The sequence below is a fragment of the Arenimonas sp. genome (assembly GCF_035721105.1).
GTDB lineage: Bacteria > Pseudomonadota > Gammaproteobacteria > Xanthomonadales > Xanthomonadaceae > Arenimonas.
The window spans coordinates 1-20,338 of sequence record NZ_DASTNG010000043.1; the positions used below are offsets into that span (position 1 = coordinate 1).

General features: G+C 69.4%; 17 protein-coding genes and 1 pseudogene. 9 read left to right on the top strand and 9 right to left on the bottom strand.

All coding sequences use genetic code 11. The features are described from left to right. The coding region (locus VFQ84_RS06290) for an NAD-glutamate dehydrogenase domain-containing protein (RefSeq protein WP_325130347.1) at positions 1 to 2,898 on the bottom strand (2,898 nt) is incomplete at its 3' end. Positions 2,899 to 3,032: 134 nt separating this feature from the next. After that, positions 3,033 to 4,193, bottom strand: a complete 1,161-nt coding sequence (locus VFQ84_RS06295) for an acyl-CoA dehydrogenase family protein (protein WP_325130348.1) — start codon at positions 4,191 to 4,193, stop codon at positions 3,033 to 3,035. 161 nt (positions 4,194 to 4,354) lie between these two features. Between VFQ84_RS06295 and VFQ84_RS06300 the strand changes: the two are divergent. Then, positions 4,355 to 5,281 (top strand): annotated as a pseudogene (locus tag VFQ84_RS06300) (ArsR/SmtB family transcription factor); the annotation flags it as partial. Beyond that, the gene (gene metH, locus VFQ84_RS06305) at positions 5,281 to 9,039 is read left to right on the top strand and encodes a methionine synthase (protein WP_325130350.1); all 3,759 of its coding nucleotides are present in this window, start codon (positions 5,281 to 5,283) and stop codon (positions 9,037 to 9,039) included. The pseudogene VFQ84_RS06300 and the gene metH, both read left to right, overlap by 1 nt. 124 nt (positions 9,040 to 9,163) lie before the next feature. On the opposite strand, the gene VFQ84_RS06310 is transcribed toward metH, so the two are convergent. The 5 genes from VFQ84_RS06310 to VFQ84_RS06330 form a co-directional block, all read right to left on the bottom strand. Further along, positions 9,164 to 9,964: a DUF2058 domain-containing protein gene (locus VFQ84_RS06310; RefSeq protein WP_325130352.1), complete on the bottom strand. Its 801-nt coding sequence runs from the start codon at positions 9,962 to 9,964 to the stop codon at positions 9,164 to 9,166. 13 nt (positions 9,965 to 9,977) lie between these two features. Next, positions 9,978 to 10,211: a SlyX family protein gene (locus VFQ84_RS06315; protein WP_325130354.1), complete on the bottom strand. Its 234-nt coding sequence runs from the start codon at positions 10,209 to 10,211 to the stop codon at positions 9,978 to 9,980. A gap of 10 nt (positions 10,212 to 10,221) precedes the next feature. Beyond that, positions 10,222 to 11,562, bottom strand: coding sequence for a UDP-glucose/GDP-mannose dehydrogenase family protein (locus VFQ84_RS06320; protein WP_325130356.1), 1,341 nt, complete (start codon positions 11,560 to 11,562; stop codon positions 10,222 to 10,224). 83 nt (positions 11,563 to 11,645) lie between these two features. Further along, on the bottom strand, positions 11,646 to 12,413 hold the full coding sequence (locus VFQ84_RS06325) for an FKBP-type peptidyl-prolyl cis-trans isomerase (protein WP_325130358.1): 768 nt from the start codon (positions 12,411 to 12,413) through the stop codon (positions 11,646 to 11,648). Between the two features lie 96 nt (positions 12,414 to 12,509). Beyond that, positions 12,510 to 12,935, bottom strand: a complete 426-nt coding sequence (locus VFQ84_RS06330) for a DUF3429 domain-containing protein (protein ID WP_325130361.1) — start codon at positions 12,933 to 12,935, stop codon at positions 12,510 to 12,512. A 65-nt stretch (positions 12,936 to 13,000) separates the two neighbouring features. On the opposite strand from VFQ84_RS06330, the gene VFQ84_RS06335 reads away from it, so the two are divergent. Continuing rightward, the gene (locus VFQ84_RS06335; protein ID WP_325130363.1) at positions 13,001 to 13,501 is read left to right on the top strand and encodes a nuclear transport factor 2 family protein; all 501 of its coding nucleotides are present in this window, start codon (positions 13,001 to 13,003) and stop codon (positions 13,499 to 13,501) included. A gap of 18 nt (positions 13,502 to 13,519) precedes the next feature. Here the strand turns inward: VFQ84_RS06335 and VFQ84_RS06340 are convergent, their stop codons facing one another. Then, positions 13,520 to 14,092: a glutathione peroxidase gene (locus VFQ84_RS06340; RefSeq protein WP_414637006.1), complete on the bottom strand. Its 573-nt coding sequence runs from the start codon at positions 14,090 to 14,092 to the stop codon at positions 13,520 to 13,522. 140 nt (positions 14,093 to 14,232) lie between these two features. On the opposite strand from VFQ84_RS06340, the gene VFQ84_RS06345 reads away from it, so the two are divergent. The 5 genes from VFQ84_RS06345 (at position 14,233) to VFQ84_RS06365 (ending at position 17,336) form a co-directional block, all read left to right on the top strand. After that, on the top strand, positions 14,233 to 14,469 hold the full coding sequence (locus tag VFQ84_RS06345; protein ID WP_325130365.1) for a hypothetical protein: 237 nt from the start codon (positions 14,233 to 14,235) through the stop codon (positions 14,467 to 14,469). A 1-nt stretch (position 14,470) separates the two neighbouring features. After that, positions 14,471 to 14,836, top strand: coding sequence for a GntR family transcriptional regulator (locus VFQ84_RS06350; RefSeq protein WP_325130367.1), 366 nt, complete (start codon positions 14,471 to 14,473; stop codon positions 14,834 to 14,836). After that, positions 14,836 to 15,693, top strand: coding sequence for an ABC transporter ATP-binding protein (locus VFQ84_RS06355; RefSeq protein ID WP_325130369.1), 858 nt, complete (start codon positions 14,836 to 14,838; stop codon positions 15,691 to 15,693). The genes VFQ84_RS06350 and VFQ84_RS06355 overlap by 1 nt, the downstream gene beginning before the upstream one ends. Next, positions 15,690 to 16,682, top strand: coding sequence for a hypothetical protein (locus VFQ84_RS06360; protein WP_325130371.1), 993 nt, complete (start codon positions 15,690 to 15,692; stop codon positions 16,680 to 16,682). Before VFQ84_RS06355 ends, VFQ84_RS06360 begins: the two co-directional genes overlap by 4 nt. 63 nt (positions 16,683 to 16,745) lie before the next feature. Further along, the gene (locus VFQ84_RS06365; RefSeq protein WP_325130373.1) at positions 16,746 to 17,336 is read left to right on the top strand and encodes a hypothetical protein; all 591 of its coding nucleotides are present in this window, start codon (positions 16,746 to 16,748) and stop codon (positions 17,334 to 17,336) included. Between the two features lie 16 nt (positions 17,337 to 17,352). Here the strand turns inward: VFQ84_RS06365 and VFQ84_RS06370 are convergent, their stop codons facing one another. Beyond that, positions 17,353 to 18,759, bottom strand: a complete 1,407-nt coding sequence (locus VFQ84_RS06370; RefSeq protein ID WP_325130375.1) for a class II fumarate hydratase — start codon at positions 18,757 to 18,759, stop codon at positions 17,353 to 17,355. Positions 18,760 to 18,912: 153 nt separating this feature from the next. On the opposite strand from VFQ84_RS06370, the gene purB reads away from it, so the two are divergent. Then, a complete protein-coding gene (gene purB, locus VFQ84_RS06375; protein WP_325130377.1) occupies positions 18,913 to 20,280 on the top strand; it encodes an adenylosuccinate lyase in 1,368 nt (455 codons plus the stop codon). Positions 20,281 to 20,338: the final 58 nt, after the last annotated feature.

Below are 20,338 nucleotides of genomic sequence, written 5' to 3' on the forward strand. Positions count from 1 at the left end.
TACAGAGCCGCCCGAGGCGAACGCGTCACCGAGCCAGAATCCGTGTTCGGCGGAAATCGCGTTGGCGATGTCGGAGAACGTCGCCGTGCCCTTGTCCGCCGCGACCACCAGGTACGGGTCGTCGCCATCGTGGCGGACCACGTTCGCCGGATGCACGACCTTGCCGTCGACCAGGTTGTCGGTGATGTCGAGCAGGCCGTTGATGAAGCGCTTGTAGCAGGCGATGCCCTCGGCCAGCTGGGCGTCGCGGTCGCCGCCCACCGGCGGGCGCTTGACCACGAAGCCGCCCTTCGAGCCCACGGGCACGATGACGGTGTTCTTCACCATCTGCGCCTTCACCAGGCCCAGCACCTCGGTGCGGAAGTCCTCGCGGCGGTCGGACCAGCGCAGGCCGCCGCGGGCCACCGGACCAAAGCGCAGGTGGACGCCCTCCACGAACGGCGAGTACACGAAGATCTCGCGATAAGGCCGCGGCTTCGGCAGGTCGGGGACCAAGGCCGGGTCGAACTTGAAGCTGATGTAGTCGCGGTGCGCGCCGTCCTTCTTCTGGTAGAAATTGGTGCGCAGCGTGGCGTTGATCAGGGTCATGTAGCCGCGCAGGATGCGGTCGTCGTCGATGCTCGAGACCGCGGTGTCGAGCAGGATCTCGAGCGCGTCGGTGCAGGCGTCGATCTGGGCGTTGCGGTCGAGCGCGCGCGCCGCGGCGATTTCCTGCGGGATGGTGTCGAGCGCCTGGCGGCGCTCCTTGGGCAGCAGCCAGGCGATCTGGTCGTGCAGCGCCTTCTGGCCGGCGGCGTCGAGCGGCTGCTCGCGGCCGGGCTCGAAGCGGGCGGCGAACAGTTCGTACAGCAGGCGCGCGATCACCGGGTAGCGCTGCAGCGTCTCTTCCATGTACGGCTGCGAGAACGGCACGCCGGTCTGCAGCGCGTACTTGGTGTAGCCGCGCAGCATGGCGATGTCGCGCCATTCCAACCGGGCGCTGGGCAGCAGGCGATTGAAGCCGTCGTTCTCGGCGGCGCCGCGCCAGACTTCGGCGAAGGCCTCCTCGAAGGGCTTGCGGGCGGCGTCGACGTCGATCTCGCCGTTCAGCGGCTGGACCTCGAAGTCCTGGATCGACAGGCGCTCGCCGTCCACGTCGATGACGTAGGGATGTTCGGTGAGGATGCGCAGGCCCAGGTTTTCCATCACCGGCAGCACGTCCGACAGCGCGATGTCGCTGCTGCGGCGGATGAGCTTGAAGCCGAGCTGGTCGCCCGCGCGGTAGAAGGACACGCGCTGGTCGTCCGGGCCGGTGAGCTCGGCGGCCTGCACGACGTCGGCGGCGGCGATCTGCGGGCTGACCTTCTCGACGTAGCCCGCCGGCAGGCTGCGGCCGTAGCGCTGGAACAGGCGCAGGCCCTGCTCTTCGCCGAGGTCGCGGACCAGGGTCTCGCGCAGCTCGTCGTGCCAGTCGCGGACGATGCGGGCCAGCTCGGCCTCGAGCTTTTCCTGGTCGAAGGCGACCTTGCAGCCCGCCTTCGGGCGGATCACCAGGTGCAGCTGGGCCAGCGGCGACTCGCCGATCTGGACGCTGTGGTCCAGGCGCTCGCCCTGCAGCTCGGCCATCAGCAGCGCTTCGATGCGGTGGCGGATGCCGGTGTTGAAGCGGTCGCGCGGGATGTACACCAGCGCCGAGAAGAAGCGGCCGTAGCGGTCGCGGCGCAGGAACAGGCGGGTGCGGGCACGTTCCTGGAGACCCAGGATGCCCATCGCGGTGCGCTGCAGCTCTTCGGCGCTGGACTGGAACAGCTCGTCGCGCGGCAGGGTCTCGAGGATGTGGCGCAGCGCCTTGCCGCTGTGGCTGTTGGGCGCCAGGTCGGACGAGGCCATCACGAACTCGTGGCGCTGGCGCACCAGCGGGATTTCCCACGGGCGGCGGTTGTACGCGCTGGAGGTGTACAGGCCGAGGAAGCGGTGCTCGCGCACGGCGCGGCCGGCCTCGTCGAACACCAGCACGCCGATGTAGTCCATGTAGCCCGGGCGATGCACGGTGGCGCGGGCATTGGTCTTGGTCAGGATCAGCGCATCCAGGCGCTGGCCCGGGGCGAGGTCGCCGGCGGCCAGGCCTTCGACCGGGCGCGGCTGCACCAGGTGGTCCTTGCCGCGCAGCATGCCCAGGCCGCTGCCCTGCACCGCGCCGAGCTTGCGGTCGGTGACCTGGTATTCGCGGTAGCCCAGGAAGGTGAAGTGGTTGTCGGCGGCCCAGCGCAGGAAGGCCTGCGCCTCGGCGCGGCCGGCGGCGTCGACCGGCAGCGGGCTGGTCTCGAGCTCGTCGGCGATGCGCACCATCTTGTCGCGCATGGCCTGCCAGTCGCCGACCGCTTCGCGCACGTCCGACAGCGCCGCCAGCAGGGCCTTCTCGATCGCCTGCATCACGTCGGCGTCGGCCTGGCGGTCGATCTCGAGGTACATCATCGACTCGGGCAGGCCCTGGCCGACGTCGAGCAGCTGGCCGGCCGCGTCGCGGTGGATGGCGAACACCGGGTGCGCGATCTGGTGCAGCGAGGTGCCGAACTGCGACAGCGCCATGCGCACCGAGTCGACCAGGAAGGGCATGTCGTCGTTGACGATGCGCACCACGGTGTGGGTGCTGTCGAAGCCGTCGCTGGCCAGCACCGGGTTGAACACCGACAGCTTGGGCGCGCCGGGGCGGCGGTCGCGGCAGAAGCCTAGGAACGACTGCGCCACCAGGGCCCAGTCGCGGGCCGGGCGGCTGGCCAGTTCATCCTCGGGCAGCCGGGCAAAGAAGCCGCGGGTGAAGCGCTCCAGCAGGGTCCGTTCGGCGGCCGGCAGGCCGGCCGGCAGGGCCGCGATGACGGCGTCGAGGGTGTCGGCGGAAGCCAGGGCGTGGGCGTTCATTGACCGCGTTCTCGCAGGGCGTGATTAAAGTGCGAAATTGTAGCCCTGCCCCACCGTTCCGGCCAGCCAAGAAACAGGCAAAAAGAAGCCCCGCTTCAGCGGGGCTTCGGGTACGCCGGCGTACGGATCGCGGCTCAGCGCAGGCCGGTCTCGTTGCGGGCGATGACCAGGCGCTGGATCTCGCTGGTGCCCTCGTAGATCTCGGTGATCTTGGCGTCGCGGAAATAGCGCTCCAGCGGCATTTCCTTCGAATAGCCCATGCCGCCGTGGATCTGCAGCGCCTGGTGGGTGATGTACATCGCGGCCTCGGACGCGGTGAGCTTGGCCACCGAGGCCTCGGTGCTGAAGCGGCCGCCGACCTTGTCGGCCTCGGCCTTGGCCCAGGCGGCGCGCAGGGTCAGGATCTCGGCCGCGTCCAGGCGGCACTTCATGTCGGCGATCTTGGCCTGGATCATCTGGAACGAGCCGATCGGCTGGCCGAAGCTCTTGCGCTCCTTCACGTAGGCCACCGACGCCTTGTAGGCGGCCTTGGCCAGTCCCACGGCCTGCGAGGCGATGCCGATGCGGCCGGCGTCGAGCACGCCCATGGCGATCTTGAAGCCCTCGCCGTCCTGGCCGACCACTTCATCGGCGCTGGCGACGTAGTCCTGGAACTCGATCTCGCAGGTGGCCGAGGCGCGGATGCCCAACTTGGGCTCGGTCTTGCCGCGGTGGAAGCCCGGCTTGGCGGTGTCGATCATGAAGGCGGTGATGCCCTTGGCGCCCTTGGACGGATCGGTGATCGCGAACAGGATGATGTACTTGGCCACCGGGCCCGAGGTGATCCAGCTCTTCTTGCCGTTGATGACGTAGCTGCCGTCGGCCTGCTTGACGGCCTTGCAGCGCATCGCGGTGGCGTCGGAGCCGGACTGCGGCTCGGTCAGGGCGAAGGCGCCGATCTCGCGGCCTTCGGCGATGGCGCGCACGTACAGCTGCTTCTGCGCCTCGGTGCCGAACTTCAGGATGCCGTTGCAGAACAGCGAATTGTTGACCGAGACGATGGTGGAGTGGGCGCAGTCGGCCTCGGCGATCTCGATCATGGCCAGCACGTAGCTGATCGGGTCCATGCCGGCGCCGCCGTATTCGGCCGGCACTTCGATGCCCATCAGGCCGTTCTCGCCCAGGGTCCGGATGTTCTCGAGCGGGAATTCGCCGGTGCGGTCGTGGTGCTCCGCGCTCGGGGCGATCTTCTCCTGCGAGATGCGCCGGGCCACGTCCTGGATCATCAGCTGCTCTTCGGTGAATCGGAAGTCCACGGCAGGTCCTCGGTATCAGTACGGGAAAGTACGCGATTGTAGCGGCTCGCCCGCCCCCGCACAGGTCCACGGCGCGTGAAGCGCGGCACGCGGCGCCTTGACGCCCTCCGGAAGCCGGCCTAACCTTCCATATCTTTGAATCCGGATGAAAGGATAAAGCCATGGATCTCGACGCCTGGTCGGCCTGTTTGAAGGTCCTGGCCGATCCGACCCGGGTCCGGCTGCTGGCCCTGCTCGAGCGCGAGGAGCTGACCGTGGCCGAGCTGTCCGGCATCACGCGGCTGGCCCAGCCGCGGGTCTCGACCCACCTGGCCCGCCTCAAGGAAGCCGACCTCGTGCGCGACCGCCGCGCCGGCGTGTCGGCCTACTACCGCTTCAACGCCGAATCGCTGGACCCCGCCGAGGGCCGGCTGTGGGAAGCGCTGCGCGACAGCACCGACGACCCGCTGCTGCGCCAGGACGCCGAGCGCCTGCCGGCGGTCCTGGCCACCCGCGCCAGCGACCAGAACTGGGCCGACTCGGTGGCCGGCGACATGGAGCGCCACTATTCCCCGGGCCGCACCTGGGAAGCCCTGGCCCGCTCCACCCTGCCCCTGCTCGAGCCGGGCGACGTGCTCGACGTGGCCTCGGGCGACGGCGTGCTGGCCGAACTGCTGGCCCCGCACGCCCGCCGCTACGTCTGCGTCGACTCCAGCGCCCGCGTGGTCGGCGCCGCCCGCGAGCGGCTGCGCAAGTACCGCCACGTGGAGGTGCTGGAAGGCGACATGCAGGCCCTGGATTTCCCCGCCGGCCAGTTCGACCTGGTGCTGCTGATGCATGCGCTCACCTACGCCACCAAGCCCGGCCAGGCCATCGCCGAGGCCGCGCGGGTGCTGCGCCGCGGCGGCCGCCTGGTGGCCACCTGCCTGGGCAAGCATGAGCACCAGGCCGCGGTGACGCCCTACGGGCACGTCAACCTCGGCTTCACCGTGAAGGACCTGCGCAAGCACGCCGAGAAGGCCGGCCTCGAGGTCACCGTCTGCGAGCCGGTGACGCGCGAGAAGCGCCCGCCCCACTTCGAAGTCCTGACCCTGCTGGCGCGCAAGCCGTGAAGACCCTCCCCTGGCACAACCCCGCGCGCACCGAGCGCCTGCTGGCCGCGCTGGCCGAACGCATCCTGGTGATCGACGGCGCGATGGGCACCATGATCCAGCGGCATTCGCTGGACGAGGCGGCCTATCGCGGCGAGCGCTTCGCGCAAGGATACGACGGACTTCGTTTTTCCGAAGGGCACCAGCACGGTCCCGACTGCGGGTGCGGTTCCGACCTCAAGGGCAACAACGACCTGCTGACGTTGACGCAGCCGGACATCATCGCCGGCGTGCACCGGGCCTACCTGGCCGCCGGCGCCGACCTGGTCGAGACCAATACCTTCAATTCCACCGTCGTTTCCCAGACCGACTACAAGCTCGAGCACCTGGCGGCCGAGCTCAACCGCGAAGGCGCGCGCCTGGCCCGCGCCTGCTGCGATGCGTTCGAAGCGGCCGACCCCTCGCGCCCGCGCTTCGTCGCCGGCGTGCTGGGCCCGACCAGCCGCACGGCCTCGATCAGCCCGCGGGTGGAGGACGCCGGCTACCGCAACATCCACTTCGACGAGCTGGTGGCCAACTACATCGAGGCCGGTCGCGCCCTGGTCGAGGGCGGCGCCGACATCCTGATGGTCGAAACGGTGTTCGACACGCTCAACGCCAAGGCGGCGCTTTACGCGCTCGAGACGCTGTTCGAAGAACTCGGCGCGCGCCTGCCGGTAATGGTGTCGGGCACCATCACCGACCGCAGCGGCCGCACGCTGTCGGGCCAGACCGCCGAGGCCTTCTGGTACTCGCTGCGCCACGCCCGCCCGCTGTCGATCGGCCTGAACTGCGCGCTGGGCGCGCGCGACCTGCGCGCGCACATCGACATGCTGTCCCAGGTCGCCGACACCCACGTCAGCTGCCACCCGAACGCCGGCCTGCCCAACGCCTTCGGCGGATACGACGAGGGCCCGGAGGAAACCGCCGGCGTCCTGCGCGAGTTCGCCGAGGCCGGGCTGCTGAACCTGGTGGGCGGCTGCTGCGGCACCACCCCCGAGCACATCGCGGCGATCGCCCGGGCCGTGGCCGGGCGGCCGCCGCGGGCCATTCCCACGGTCGCGCCCTGCACCCGCCTGGCCGGGCTCGAGCCCTTCGTCATCACGCCCGACACCAACTTCGTCAACGTCGGCGAGCGCACCAATGTCACCGGCTCGATCCAGTTCAAGAAGCTGATCCTGGAGGGCCGCTACGACGAAGCCCTGGCCGTGGCCCGCCAGCAGGTCGAGAACGGCGCCCAGGTCATCGACGTCAACATGGACGAGGGCATGCTGGACGCCGAGGCCGCCATGGCCCGGTTCCTGAACCTGATCGCCGCCGAGCCCGACATCGCCCGGGTGCCGGTGATGATCGACAGCTCGAAGTGGAGCGTGATCGAGGCCGGCCTGAAGTGCGTGCAGGGCAAGGCCATCGTCAACTCGATCTCGATGAAGGAAGGCGAGGCCGCCTTCCTCGAGCACGCCGCCAAGGTCCGCCGCCACGGCGCCGCGGTGGTGGTGATGGCCTTCGACGAACAGGGCCAGGCCGACACCTTCGAGCGCAAGGTCGAGATCTGCTCGCGGGCCTGGCACCTGCTGGTCGAAAAGGCGGGCATCCCGCCCGAGGACATCATCTTCGACCCCAACATCTTCGCCATCGCCACCGGCATCGAGGAGCACGACGGCTATGCCGTGGCGTTCATCGAGGCGGCGGCCGAGCTCAAGGCGCGCTTCCCGCTGAGCCACGTGTCCGGCGGCGTGTCGAACGTGTCGTTCTCGTTCCGCGGCAACAACGCGGTGCGCGAAGCCATCCATGCGGTGTTCCTGTACCACGCCATCCGCGCCGGCATGGACATGGGCATCGTCAACGCCGGCGCGCTGGCGCTGTACGACGACATCGACCCGGCGCTGCGCGAGGCGGTCGAGGACGTGGTGCTCAACCGCCGCGCCGACGGCACCGAGCGGCTGCTGGCCGAGTCCGAGAAGCACAAGTCGAAGAAGGGCGAGGTGCGGGCCGAGGACCTGGCCTGGCGCGAGGCGCCGGTGGCCGAGCGCATCAAGCACGCGCTGGTGCACGGCATCGACAAGTTCGTCGAGGCCGACACCGAGGAGGCCCGCCAGGCCGCCAAGCGCCCGCTGGACGTGATCGAAGGCCCGCTGATGGCCGGCATGAACGTGGTCGGCGACCTGTTCGGCGCCGGCAAGATGTTCCTGCCCCAGGTGGTGAAGTCGGCGCGGGTGATGAAGAAGGCCGTGGCCATCCTGATTCCCTACATCGAGGCCGAGAAGGCGCTCAACGGCGACGCCGGCAAGCCCAAGGGCAAGGTGCTGATGGCCACGGTGAAGGGCGACGTGCACGACATCGGCAAGAACATCGTCGGCGTGGTGCTGGCCTGCAACAACTTCGACGTCGTGGACCTCGGCGTGATGGTGCCGGCGCAGGTGATCCTGGACCGCGCCCGCGAGGAGAACGCCGACATCATCGGCCTGTCCGGCCTGATCACGCCTTCGCTGGAGGAGATGAGCCACGTCGCCCGCGAAATGAAGCGGCAGGGTTTCGACATCCCGCTGCTGATCGGCGGCGCCACCACCTCGCGCGCGCACACCGCGCTCAAGATCGACCCGCACTACGGATCGCCGGTGGTGTGGGTGAAGGACGCCTCGCGCGCGGTCGGCGTGATGCAGTCGCTGCTGAGCGAGGACCTGCGCGCGCCCTTCGTGGCCGCCAACGAGGCCGACTACGCCGAAGTACGCACCCGCCACGCCAACAAGGGCGACGCCAAGCCGCTGATGGCGCTCGAGCGCGCGCGGAGCAAGAAATTCGACGGCGGCTGGGCCGGCTACACGCCCCCTGCCCCGCGCCAGCCGGGCCTGACCGTCTTCGACGACTACCCGCTGGCCGACCTGGTCGAGGTGATCGACTGGACGCCGTTCTTCCAGACCTGGGAGCTGGCGGGCCGCTACCCGGCCATCCTCGACGATGCCGTGGTCGGCGCGCAGGCGCGCGAGCTACACCGCGACGCACTCGCCATGCTCGACCGCATCGTCGCCGAGCGCTGGCTGACCGCCAAGGGCGTGGTCGGCCTGTGGCCCGCGAATTCGGTGGGCGACGACATCCACCTGCACGCCGAGGGCGGCGATGCGGTGCTGCACTGCCTGCGCCAGCAGGCGGAGAAGCCCGACGACCGGGCCAACTTCTGCCTGGCCGACTTCGTGGCGCCGCGCGACAGCGGGCGCCAGGACTGGGTGGGGGCATTCGCCGTCACCGCCGGCCTGGGCATCGAGCCGCACGTGGCCCGCTTCGAGGCCGACCACGACGACTACAACGCCATCCTGCTCAAGGCCCTCGCCGACCGCCTGGCCGAGGCCTTCGCCGAGCGGCTGCACCAGAAGGTGCGCACCGACCTGTGGGCGTATGCGCCGGACGAGGCCCTGGACAACGAGGCGCTGATCCGCGAGCAGTACCGCGGCATCCGCCCGGCGCCGGGCTACCCGGCCTGCCCCGAGCACAGCGAGAAGGCGACGATCTTCCGGCTGCTCGACGCCGAGCGCCACACTGGCCTGTCGCTGACGGAAAGCTTTGCGATGTATCCGGCGGCGGCGGTCAGCGGCCTGTACTTCGCGCATCCCGGCAGCCAGTACTTCGTCGTCGGCCGCCTTTCGCGCGAACAGGTCGCCGACTACGCCCGCCGCAAGGGCGTGCCGCTGCACCAGGCCGAACGCTGGCTCGCCTCCAACCTGGACTACGACCCCGAATAACCGCTGTAGGAGGGCCTTCAGGCCCGAACCACTTCGCCAAAAAGTCCATAAAAAAAGGGGTCAGAGTACATATCAGTTTCAAACGGATATGTACTCTGACCCCTTTTTTTGCGGCGGGTTTGGGTTACCAGACGAGGTCGTCGGGCACCTGGTACTGGGGGTCGGCGTAGGGGTCTTCGCCCGCCGGCGCATTGGGATCGACGCGCAGGGCGACCGCCGGGGCGAATACCTTCTCGGCCTCGTCGAGCAGGGCCGCGGTGACCAGAAGGTAGCGACCGTCGAGCTGCAGCACGCCCAGCTCGCCGGCGTTGAGCTGCCGGAGCTGGTCGGCGTTGACGTGGATGCGCTTGATCTTGCCGCCGTAGGGGAAATGGCGGGCGATGTCGGCGTCCTTGTCGTTCAGGCCCTGGTCCTTCACGAGTTCGGCCAGCCTGGCCTTGGCCTCGCGACGCAGGCGGGCCTCCTCCTGCTTCACGCGCTCGGCCTCGATGCGCTCTTCCTTTTCCTTCTGGGCGCGGATGGCGTAGGCCTTGGCCAGGTCGATCTCTTCCTGGCTGCGCGGCTTGCCGCCGCGGCGTCCTTCGCCCGGCTTGCCCGGCGGACGCGGGCCGCGCGACTCGCCCGGCTTGGCGCCGGGACGCGGGCCGCGGGATTCGCCGGGCCTGGCGCCGGGACGCGGGCCGCGCGGTTCGCCGGGCTTGCCGTCCGGACGCGGGCCACGCGCTTCACCGGGCCGGCCGTCAGGACGCGGACCGCGCGACTCGCCGGGCCGGCCGCCGCGACGCTCGCCAGGCTTGCCGCCGGGCCGGCCGTTGCCGCCCTCGCCCGGGCGACCGGCACCCGCCGGTTTGCGCTCCTGCCGCGGCTCCGGCTCGGGCGCCTTGAAGCCCAGCCCCATCAGTTTCTCGCGCAGCGAATTGCTCATGCCTGGATCGTACTCAGTAGTGGGGCGGAGGCGGCTCGACGCCGGGATCGGCGTACAGCAGGCCGCGCAGTTGCTTGAGGTCGCCCAGGGCCCGGACCAGCTGCTCGCTGGTGCGCGCCGACTCCATGCGCGCCTCGGCCAGCGCGTCGCTGAGCTCGGACAGCGTCAGCTCCTGGAAGGCCACGCGCGACTCGAGTTCGGTGATGCGGTCCTCGAGGCTGGGACCGGCGGAAGACGCCTTGAACATGTCGTGGACCTCAGTCTCGCCGCAGGGTGCGGCCGCGGCCGATGCCATAGTAGGCCAGGCCGGCGTCTTCGACGGCATCGGGGGAATACAGGTTGCGGCCGTCGAAAACGACGCGCGCGCGCAGCTGCCCCGCCATCGCCGGGAAATCCGGGCTGTTGAAGGCCTTCCATTCGGTGACCAGCACCAGCGCATCGGCGCCGGCCAGCGCGGCCTCGGGCGTGTCGCAGAAGACCAGGTCGTCGCGCGCGCCGAAAACGCGGCCCGCTTCGTCCATCGCTTCCGGATCGTGCGCGCGCACGCGGGCGCCGGCGGCCCAGAGCTGGGCCAGCAGCGTGCGGCTGGGCGCTTCGCGCATGTCGTCTGTGTTGGGCTTGAAGGCCAGGCCCCAGACCGCGAAGGTCTTGCCGGCCAGGTCGCCGCCGAAGTGGCGCGCGATGAGCTCGAACAGCTTGCCCTTCTGGGCGTCGTTCACCGCCTCCACGGCCGACAGGATCCGGGCCGGGTAGTCGTGCTGGCGGGCGATGCGCTCGAGCGCCTGCACGTCCTTCGGGAAGCAGGAGCCGCCGTAGCCAGGGCCCGGGTAGATGAAGTGGTAACCGATGCGCGGATCGGAGCCGATGCCGTGCCGGACCATTTCGATGTCGGCGCCGACGCGCTCGGCGATGTTCGCCATTTCGTTCATGAAGCTGATCTTGGTCGCCAGCATGGCGTTGGCGGCGTACTTGGTCAGCTCGGCCGAGCGCTCGTCCATCACCACCACGCGATCGTGGTTGCGGTTGAACGGCGCGTACAGGCGACGCAGCTGCTCGACCGCGCGCGGGCTGCGCGAGCCGACGATGATGCGGTCGGGGCGCATGCAGTCGTTGACCGCCGCGCCCTCCTTCAGGAACTCCGGGTTGGAGACCACGTCGAAGGCGATGTCGGCCCCGCGCGCGGCCAGCTCGGCGGCGATGGTGGCGCGCACCTTGTCGGCGGTGCCGACCGGCACGGTGGACTTGTTGACGACCACGGACGGACGCGCCAGGTGCCGGCCGATGGTGCGGGCGACCGCCAGCACGTACTGCAGGTCGGCGCTGCCGTCCTCGTCGGGAGGAGTGCCGACCGCGATGAAGAGCGTGTCGCCGTGCGCGATGGCCTCGGCGGCATTCGTGGTGAAGGCCAGGCGGCCGGCGCCGTGGTTGGCGCGGACCATGGGCTCCAGGCCCGGCTCGTAGATGGGGATGACGCCGCGGTTGAGGCCGTCGACCTTGGCCTCGTCGATATCGACGCAGACCACGTGGTTGCCGACCTCGGCCAGGCAGGTGCCCGTGACCAGGCCGACGTAGCCGGTACCAAAAACAGTGACTCGCATGCCTTTCCCCTACGGTCCGCGGCGGGGCCGGGACCGGGTGTCGCGCGGCCGGTGGCCGGCCGCGCGAGTTTCCGCCAACTTCGTTACTTGACGATTTCCAGCAGCTCGACCTCGAAGGTCAGCATCGAGTTCGGCGGGATCGGGCCGCCGCCGCTCTCGCCGTAGGCCAGCTCGGCCGGGATCCAGAAGGTGTACTTGCTGCCGACCTTCATCAGCGCCACGCCCTCGGACCAGCCCGGGATGACCTGGTTGAGGCCGAACTCGGCCGGCTCGCCGCGATCGTAGGAGCTGTCGAACACGGTGCCGTCGAGCAGGGTGCCCTTGTAGTGCACCTTCACCACGTCGGTGGCGGCCGGCTGGTCGCCGTTGCCTGCGCGCACCACTTCGTACTGCAGGCCGGATTCGGTGGTCTGCACGCCCGGCTTGTCCTTGTTGGCGGCCAGGAACTCGGCGCCCTTGGCCAGGTTCTCGACCGCGGCGGCGGCGGCCTTGGCGGCGGCCTGCTCCTGCATCTTGGTGGTGAAGGCCTGCTGCACCTCGATCATCTGCTCGTCGGTGAGCTTGGGCTCGGCGCCGTTGAAGTGGGCGATCATCGCCTCGGTCATCACTTCGATGTCCAGGCTGTCCTTGATCGGCGACAGCGACTTCGCCATGTCCAGGCCGATCATGTAGCTGACCTGCTTCTTCTCGGTCTCCTGGCCTTCGATGCCCGCGACGACGGCCGGCGCCTCTTCGGCGGCGACGGCGGCCGGGGCGGTGGCTTCATCGGCTTCGGGCTTCTTGCAAGCGCTGAGGGAGAGCACCAGGCTGGCAAGCACCAGCGGCGCGGCGTAACGCAGGGCGGAATTCATTGCGTAAAGACTCCTGAGGGGGCGGGCCGGAACGGCGCGTCGCGCGCTATTGTCGCGGTGCGCGGCCCGAACGGCAATGCGGGGGCGCGAAACGGTTCAGGCAGCGCCGGACGCCAGCGCGGCCAGCGCCAGCGCATGGCAGGCCACCACCGCCAGACCCAGGCCCAGCCGCAGGCGCCGGAACGCCGTGGGCGCGGGCAAGGCGTCGCCGCGCGCGTCCCAGGCGCCGGCGAGCACGTAGCCCGCGGCCAGCGCCGCCAGCGCCGGGGCCGGCGGCAGCAGGCACCACGCGGCCCACGCCCAGAGGCTGGGCACCACCGCGCGGACGTATTGGCCCGCGCCCGCGCCCGCGGCCAGGGCCCGGCCCCAGCGAACGCCGCCGAGGAATGACAGGATGGCCAGTGAGTAGGCGAGGAAGGCCACCAGCGCCTGCGCGCGATACCCGGGCAGGAAGGCGGCGCCGGCCAGCGCCAGGAAAGGCAGGACGCCGGCCCAGCCCAGCCACGGGGCGGCCGGTGCCATCGGCGGCGTGTCTTGGGATGTCCCGGTCATGCGGTCCTCACGAAGTGCGGAGTGGAATGAAAGCCATGGAAACCATCGAAACCCTCGCCCGGCTGCGCGCCCGGCACCCGAGCCCGCCGCCGGCGGGCAGTCCCGCCGAAGCCGAGGCGCTGGCCCGCTTCGCGCGGTTCTTCTCGAGCTTCGCGCCTGACCGGGTGGCCACGCTGTTGCCGGACACCTACGCCGAGGACGTGTATTTCAACGACACGCTCAAGGCGATGGAAGGCCGCGCCGCCCTCGCCCACTACCTGCGCGACAGCGCCGAAGCGGTCGAATCGTGCCGGGTCGAGATCCTCGAAACCACGCGTACCGCCCACGACGAGCACCTGGTGCGCTGGACGATGATGATCCGGTTCAAGAAGTTCCGGCGCGGCGTCGACACCTGGACCGTCGGCATGAGCCACCTGCGTTTCGATGCCGACGGCCGCGTGGTCTACCACCAGGACTACTGGAACGCGGCCGAAGGCCTGTTCCAGCACATCCCGGTGATCGGCACGCTGATCAACGCGGTCAAGCGCCGGCTCTGAAGCCGGCGCCCGCCGTCCTCAGGCCTTGGGCGCCGGCTTCGCGGGCGCCGGCTGCGCCAGCAGCTTCTCGATCTCGGCCACCAGCTTCGGGTCATCGGGCTTGGTGCGGCTGCCGAAGCTCGCGACCACCTTGCCGTCGCGATCGATCAGGTACTTGTGGAAGTTCCAGCCCGGCGCCTCGCCGGTCGCTTCCGTGAGCTCGACGTACAGCGGATTTGCACCGGCGCCGCGCACCTGCACCTTCTCGAACATGGGGAACTTCACGCCATAGGTCAGCGTGCAGAACTCCTGGATTTCCTCCTCGCTGCCCGGCTCCTGTCCCATGAAATCATTCGACGGGAAGCCCAGCACCGCGAAGCCCTGGTCCTTGTACTTGGCGTACATGGCCTCGAGGCCTTCGTACTGCGGCGTGAAGCCGCACTTGCTGGCGGTGTTGACCACCAGCAGCACCTGGCCGCCGTAGGCCTGCTGCAGGTTCACCGTTTCCTTGCCCGCCAGCTGGCGGAAATCCCGGTCCAGCAGCGATTCGCCCGCCAGGACGGGGGTGGCGGCCAGCAGGCCGGCCATCGCGAGACTTGCCCAGATCTTCATTTGACGCCCTCCACCGGCCCATGCCGGGTCTATGCCATCAGTTTGGGCGCTTTCTTGTGCAGGAGGTGTTGACAGGTCTTTTTGTAGTGTTATAGTTACCTACAACACCTATCCAATACGTCACCAAGACGGGAGGCGCCATGTACGCCAAGTTCAAGACCAACCTGATCGGACTCACCGTGGCCCTGGGCTTCGTCCTGGTCGGCTACGGGTTCGGCGAGCCGCCCACGGCCAGCCAGTCCCTCGACGTGTCCCCGGACACCCTGGCCCAGGCCGACGAGGCCACCCCCGGCCCGGCCCGCCGCGGCGCCCTCAAGCACCAGCTGGCCATGCCCTACGTTTCGATCGCGGCCCTGCTGCCGCGCCAGGAGTCCTGAGATGACCATCGCCTGGAATGACAGCGCGCCGATCTACCGGCAGCTCAAGGACAAGGTGGTGGCGATGATGCTCGACGGCGACCTGAAGGCGGGCGAAGCCCTCCCCTCGGTCCGCCAGATCGCCGCCGAATACCAGCTCAATCCGATCACCGTCTCCCGCGCCTACCAGGAGCTGGCGGACGAAGAACTCGTGGAAAAACGAAGGGGACTTGGCATGTACGTGACTGATGGGGCGCGCGAGAAACTCCTGGCCTCCGAGCGCGACCGCTTCCTGAAGGAAGAGTGGCCGCTGGTGGTCGAGCGGATCCAGCGACTGGGCCTGGACTTCGGCAAGCTGATGGAACGGGCCGACAAGGAGGGCAAGTAATGAGCGCCGTCATCTCCGCACGCAACCTCAGCAAGCGCTACAAGGGCAAGGCCGCCGTCGACGGGATCAGCTTCGACATCCCCGCCGGCCGCATCGTCGGCCTGATCGGGCCCAACGGCTCGGGCAAGACCACCACCCTCAAGGCGGCCCTGGGCCTGGTGCCCTTCGAGGGCGAACTGAAGGTGCTGGGCAAGGACCCGCGCGGCCAGCGCGACGAACTGATGCAGGACGTGTGCTTCATCGCCGACGTCGCGGTGCTGCCGCGCTGGCTGAAGGTCAAGGACGCCGTCGACTTCGTGGCCGGCGTGCACCCGCGCTTCGACCGCAAGAAGGCCGAGGCCTACCTGGCGCACACCAAGCTGGGCCCGAACATGCGGGTCAAGGAAATGTCCAAGGGCATGATCGTGCAGCTGCACCTGGCGCTGGTGATGGCCATCGACGCCAAGCTGCTGGTGCTCGACGAACCCACGCTGGGCCTGGACATCCTCTACCGCAAGCAGTTCTACCAGAACCTGCTCGAGGACTATTTCGACGAACAGAAGACCATCGTGGTCACCACCCACCAGGTCGAGGAGATCGAACACATCCTCACCGACCTGATGTTCATCCGCGAGGGCCGGATCGTGCTCTCGGCGACGATGGACGAAGTGGGCGAGCGCTTCACCGAGGTCATGGTCAACGCCGACAAGGCCGAGGCCGCCCGGGCGCTCAAGCCGATCGATGAACGACAGGTGTTCGGCAAGGCCGTGATGCTCTTCGACGGCATCCCGCGCAGCCAGCTCGCCGAATTCGGCGAAACCCGCAACCCCGGCATCGCCGACCTGTTCGTCGCCACCATGAAGGGAACCTACGCATGAACACTTTCAAATGGCTGCTCAAGCGCGAGTACTGGGAGCACCGGGGCGGCTTCTTCTGGGCCCCGATCGTCTCCGGCGCCATCTTCCTGCTGCTGACCGTGATGGCGATCATCGCCGGCGAAAGCGTCCGCCGCGCCGCTGACGACGGCGGCGAGAAGCTGACCATGAACGGCGTCGAGCTGCGCCAGCTCACCGAGACGCTGTCGCCCAAGGAAATCGCCGAACTGGGCGGCGGCCTCGACCTGGGCACGCTGATGTCGGGCACCTGGCCCTTCATCGTCCTGGGCTTCGTGGTCTTCTTCTACTGCCTCGGCGCGCTGTTCGACGAGCGCAAGGACCGCAGCGTGCTGTTCTGGAAGTCGCTGCCGCTCTCCGACGGCCGTACCGTCCTGTCGAAGGTGGCCAGTGCCCTGGTGCTGGCGCCGGTGATCGCCACGGCGGCCGCGGTGGTGACGTCGCTGGGCTTCCTGGTGATCCTGAGCATCTATGTCCTGTTCCACGGCGGCAACCCGCTGTCGCTGATCTGGGGCCCGGCCAGCCCGCTGACCATCGCCCTGCACCTGGTCGCCGCCCTGCCCGTCTACGCCGCCTGGGCCCTGCCCACCGTCGGCTGGCTGCTGCTGGTCTCGGCCTGGGCGCGCAGCAAGCCCTTCCTCTGGGCGCTGCTGGTCCCGGTGTTCGCCGGCATCCTGGTGACCTGGTTCGACGTGATGGAGCTGTTCGGCCTCAAGGCCAGCTGGTTCTGGCAGCACGTGGTGGGCCGCCTGCTGCTGGGCACCTTCCCGGGCATGGACATGATCTACCTCGGCGCCAACGACCCGGCGATGCAGAACTTCAACCCGGACGGCCCGCAGGACATCGTGGCGCTGTTCTCGGCCCAGAACCTCTGGGGCAGCTTCGCCACCCCCGACCTCTGGATCGGTGCCGCCGCCGGCGTGGCGATGATCTTCGGCGCGATCTACTTCCGCCGCAGCCGCGACGAGGGTTGATGCCACCCCCCCCCCGGGCGGGAGGCCAGTGCCTCCCGCCCGTTCTACTTACCGGAGCCCGACATGTCCCGATCCCGTTCCCTCCTCCTCGCTTTCGCCCTGGCCCTGGCCTTCACCGGCTGCTCGGCAGGCGATGACCGCGACACCGAAAGCGCCGGCGGCTTTGCCGGCATGGCCCAGCAGGCCGCCGACGAGATCCGCGAGGAGATGGCCACCGAAGACATCGACCTGGGCCGCGGCGCCAACGACGAACCGGCCGCCAAGCTCACCCCGCAGGGCGACCTGGTCATCGGCGGCGAGAAAGTCGCCATGACCGACGAGCAGCGCGCCGTCGCCCTCGAATACCGGGCCGCCCTGGCCCAGGTCGCCGAGACCGGCGCCCGGGTCGGCCTCCAGGGTGCCGCCCTGGCCGGCGATGCGCTGAAGCTGACCGCGGCCGCCGCCCTGAGCGGCAATGCCGACACCGTGGAAAGCCAGCTCAAGGACCAGGTCAGCAAGCTCGAGACCGAGGCGCGGGCGCTTTGCGACACGCTGCCGGACCTGATGGCGAAGCAGCAGCGCTTCGCCGAAGCCGTGCCGGCCTTCGTGCCCTACGCCAACATGGACCAGGACGACCTCGAGAAGTGCATGGACGAGGCGCGGGACGCGCCCTGACCCCGGCGGGGCCGGTTCAGCCGGCCCCACCCCCCGGCTTGCCGTGGATGCCGCCGCGCGCCAACAGCGCGGGATCCAACATCCGGCGCAAGTCCTTCTCCGGCAGGCCGGTCGCCTCACGGGCCACGTCCAGCACCGGCCGGCCCTCGCGATAGGCCTGCTTGGCGATCGCCGCGGCCTTCTCGTAGCCGATCACCGGATTGAGCGCCGTCACCAGGATCGGATTGCGGTCCAGCGCCTCGCGCAGCGCCGCCTTGCGCACCGTGAACCCGGCGATGGCGGCGTCGGCCAGGTGCCGCGCACCGTTCGCCAGCAGCCCGATGGACTGCAGCAGGTTGTGCGCGACCACCGGCAGCATCACGTTGAGCTGGAAATTGCCGCTGGCCCCGGCGACGGTCACCGTGGCGTGGTTGCCCATCACCTGGGCGCAGGCCATGCACACCGCCTCCGGGATCACGGGGTTGACCTTGCCCGGCATGATGGAGCTGCCGGGCTGCAGCGTCGGCAGTTCGATCTCGCCCAGGCCCGCCAGCGGCCCGGAGTTCATCCAGCGCAGGTCGTTGCCGATCTTCATCAGCGACACCGCCAGCACGTTGAGCTGGCCGGACAGCTCGACCGCGCCGTCCTGGCCGGCGATGCCCTCGAACAGGTTGCCGGCCTGGACGAAGCGCGTGCCGCCCAGCGACGACAGCGCCGCCGCGACCGTCCGGCCGAAGCGCGGGTCGGCATTGATGCCGGTGCCCACCGCGGTGCCGCCGATCGGCAGCCGGCGCAGGCGCTTGAGGCTGTCCTCGATCCGCTCGAGGTTGCTGGCCAGCTGCGCCGACCAGGTGCCCAGCTCCTGGGCCAGGGTCAGCGGCATCGCGTCCATCAGGTGGGTGCGGCCGGTCTTGGTGACCTTGCCCAGGCCGCGCGCGCGGCGGTCGAGGGTGGTGCGCAGGTGCCTGAGCGCCGGCAGGAGCTGTTCGCGGCAGGCCAGCACGGCGGCGACCTGGATCGCGGTCGGCACCACGTCGTTCGAACTCTGCCCCATGTTGACCTGGTCATTGCCGTGCACCGGCTTGCCCAGCCGGCGCGAGGCGAGCGTCGCGATGACCTCGTTGGCATTCATGTTGCTGGAGGTGCCCGATCCGGTCTGGAACACGTCCACCGGGAACTGGCCGTCGAGGTCACCGGCGGCCACCTGCAGGGCGGCGTCGCGGATGGCCGCGGCCACGCCCTTCGGCAGGTGGCCCTGGCGGGCGTTGGCCTCGGCGGCGGCGGCCTTCACCAGGCCCAGGGCGCGGATGAAGTCGCGCGGCATGCGCAGCCCGGAGATCGCGAAATTCTGCACGGCGCGCTGGGTCTGGGCGCCGTAGAGCGCCTCGGCCGGGACCTGCAGTTCGCCCAGGCTGTCCTTCTCGGTGCGGGTCTTGCTGGCCATGGCCGACTCCTTGCGATCAGGCCCCGAGCATACCGCGCCCCTGTAGGAGGGCCTTCAGGCCCGATGCTTTTCGGCGGAAAGCTTCGGGCCTGAAGGCCCTCCTGCAGGGGAGCGGGTAGAATGGCGGCCTTCCCCGCCTCGCCGAGCCCGCCGATGTCCGACCCTGCCCTCACCGCCCTGTCGCCGCTGGACGGCCGCTACGCCGCCAAGGCCGAAGCGCTCCGGCCGATCTTCTCGGAGTACGGCCTGGTCAAGGCCCGGGTGCGGGTCGAGGTGGAATGGCTGCTGGCGCTGGCCACCGAGCCCGGCATCGTCGAGCTGCCGGCCTTTGGCGACGCCGCCGCCGGCCGCTTGCGCGCGCTGGCCGCCGGATTCTCGGTCGCCGACGCCGCGCGGGTGAAGGAGATCGAGCGCACCACCAACCACGACGTCAAGGCCGTGGAGTACTTCATCAAGGAGCGCCTGAAGGACGACGCCGAACTGGGCCCGGCGCTGGAGTTCGTGCATTTCGCCTGCACCAGCGAGGACATCAACAACCTCAGCTACGCGCTGATGCTGCACGAGGCCTACACCACCGTCGTCGCCCCGAAGACCTGGGACGTGGTGGAAAAGCTGCGCGCCATGGCCCACGAGCACGCCGCCCTGCCCATGCTCTCGCGCACCCACGGCCAGACCGCGTCGCCGACCACCGTCGGCAAGGAAATCGCCAACGTCGTCGCCCGCCTGCAGCGCCAGGTCGCGGTGATGCACGGTATCGAATTCCCCGGCAAGATCAACGGCGCGGTCGGCAACTACAACGCCCACGTGGTGGCCTACCCGGAAGTGGACTGGCCCGCGCTGGCGCAGCGCTTCGTCGAATCGCTGGGCCTGGACTTCAACCCCTACACCACCCAGATCGAGCCGCACGACGGCATCGCCGAGCTCTGCGACGCCCAGCGCCGCATCAACACGGTGCTGGTGGACCTGTGCCGCGACGTCTGGGGCTACATCTCGCTGGGCTACTTCAAGCAGGCGGTGAAGGCCGGCGAAGTGGGCAGCTCGACCATGCCGCACAAGGTCAACCCGATCGACTTCGAGAACGCCGAAGGCAACTTCGGCCTGGCCAACGCCCTGCTCGGCCACTTCAGCGAGAAGCTGCCGATCAGCCGCTGGCAGCGCGACCTGACCGATTCGACCGTACTGCGCGCGCTCGGCACCGCCTTCGGCCACTCGATCATCGCGCTCGACGCGCTGCAGCGCGGCCTGGGCAAGCTCAGCGCCAACCCCGAGCGCCTGGCCGCCGACCTCGACGCCGCATGGGAAGTGCTGGCCGAACCGGTGCAGACCGTGATGCGCCGCCACGGCCTGCCCAACCCCTACGAGCAGCTCAAGGCCCTCACCCGCGGCCAGGGCATCACCGCCGACTCCATGCGCGCCTTCATCGAATCCCTCGACCTCCCCGCCGACGCCAAGGCCCGACTGCTCGTGATGACCCCGGCCAGCTACACCGGCCACGCCGCGTCGCTTGCCCGGGACATTTGATTTTTTGCCACGGATGAACACAGATGAACACGGATTTTTTGACTGAGTCTGTGCTTGT

Excerpts from the sequence above, each read along its gene's own strand:
- VFQ84_RS06345 (WP_325130365.1), top strand. The coding sequence starts at position 14,233 with ATGTACGCCAAGTTCAAGACCAACCTGATCGGACTCACCGTGGCCCTG.
- VFQ84_RS06340 (WP_414637006.1), bottom strand. The coding sequence starts at position 14,092 with ATGAAGATCTGGGCAAGTCTCGCGATGGCCGGCCTGCTGGCCGCCACC.
- VFQ84_RS06350 (WP_325130367.1), top strand. The coding sequence starts at position 14,471 with ATGACCATCGCCTGGAATGACAGCGCGCCGATCTACCGGCAGCTCAAG.
- VFQ84_RS06365 (WP_325130373.1), top strand. The coding sequence starts at position 16,746 with ATGTCCCGATCCCGTTCCCTCCTCCTCGCTTTCGCCCTGGCCCTGGCC.
- VFQ84_RS06330 (WP_325130361.1), bottom strand. The coding sequence starts at position 12,935 with ATGGCACCGGCCGCCCCGTGGCTGGGCTGGGCCGGCGTCCTGCCTTTC.
- VFQ84_RS06335 (WP_325130363.1), top strand. The coding sequence starts at position 13,001 with ATGGAAACCATCGAAACCCTCGCCCGGCTGCGCGCCCGGCACCCGAGC.
- VFQ84_RS06310 (WP_325130352.1), bottom strand. The coding sequence starts at position 9,964 with ATGAGCAATTCGCTGCGCGAGAAACTGATGGGGCTGGGCTTCAAGGCG.
- VFQ84_RS06320 (WP_325130356.1), bottom strand. The coding sequence starts at position 11,562 with ATGCGAGTCACTGTTTTTGGTACCGGCTACGTCGGCCTGGTCACGGGC.
- VFQ84_RS06360 (WP_325130371.1), top strand. The coding sequence starts at position 15,690 with ATGAACACTTTCAAATGGCTGCTCAAGCGCGAGTACTGGGAGCACCGG.
- VFQ84_RS06325 (WP_325130358.1), bottom strand. The coding sequence starts at position 12,413 with ATGAATTCCGCCCTGCGTTACGCCGCGCCGCTGGTGCTTGCCAGCCTG.
- VFQ84_RS06355 (WP_325130369.1), top strand. The coding sequence starts at position 14,836 with ATGAGCGCCGTCATCTCCGCACGCAACCTCAGCAAGCGCTACAAGGGC.
- purB (WP_325130377.1), top strand. The coding sequence starts at position 18,913 with ATGTCCGACCCTGCCCTCACCGCCCTGTCGCCGCTGGACGGCCGCTAC.
- VFQ84_RS06315 (WP_325130354.1), bottom strand. The coding sequence starts at position 10,211 with ATGTTCAAGGCGTCTTCCGCCGGTCCCAGCCTCGAGGACCGCATCACC.
- VFQ84_RS06370 (WP_325130375.1), bottom strand. The coding sequence starts at position 18,759 with ATGGCCAGCAAGACCCGCACCGAGAAGGACAGCCTGGGCGAACTGCAG.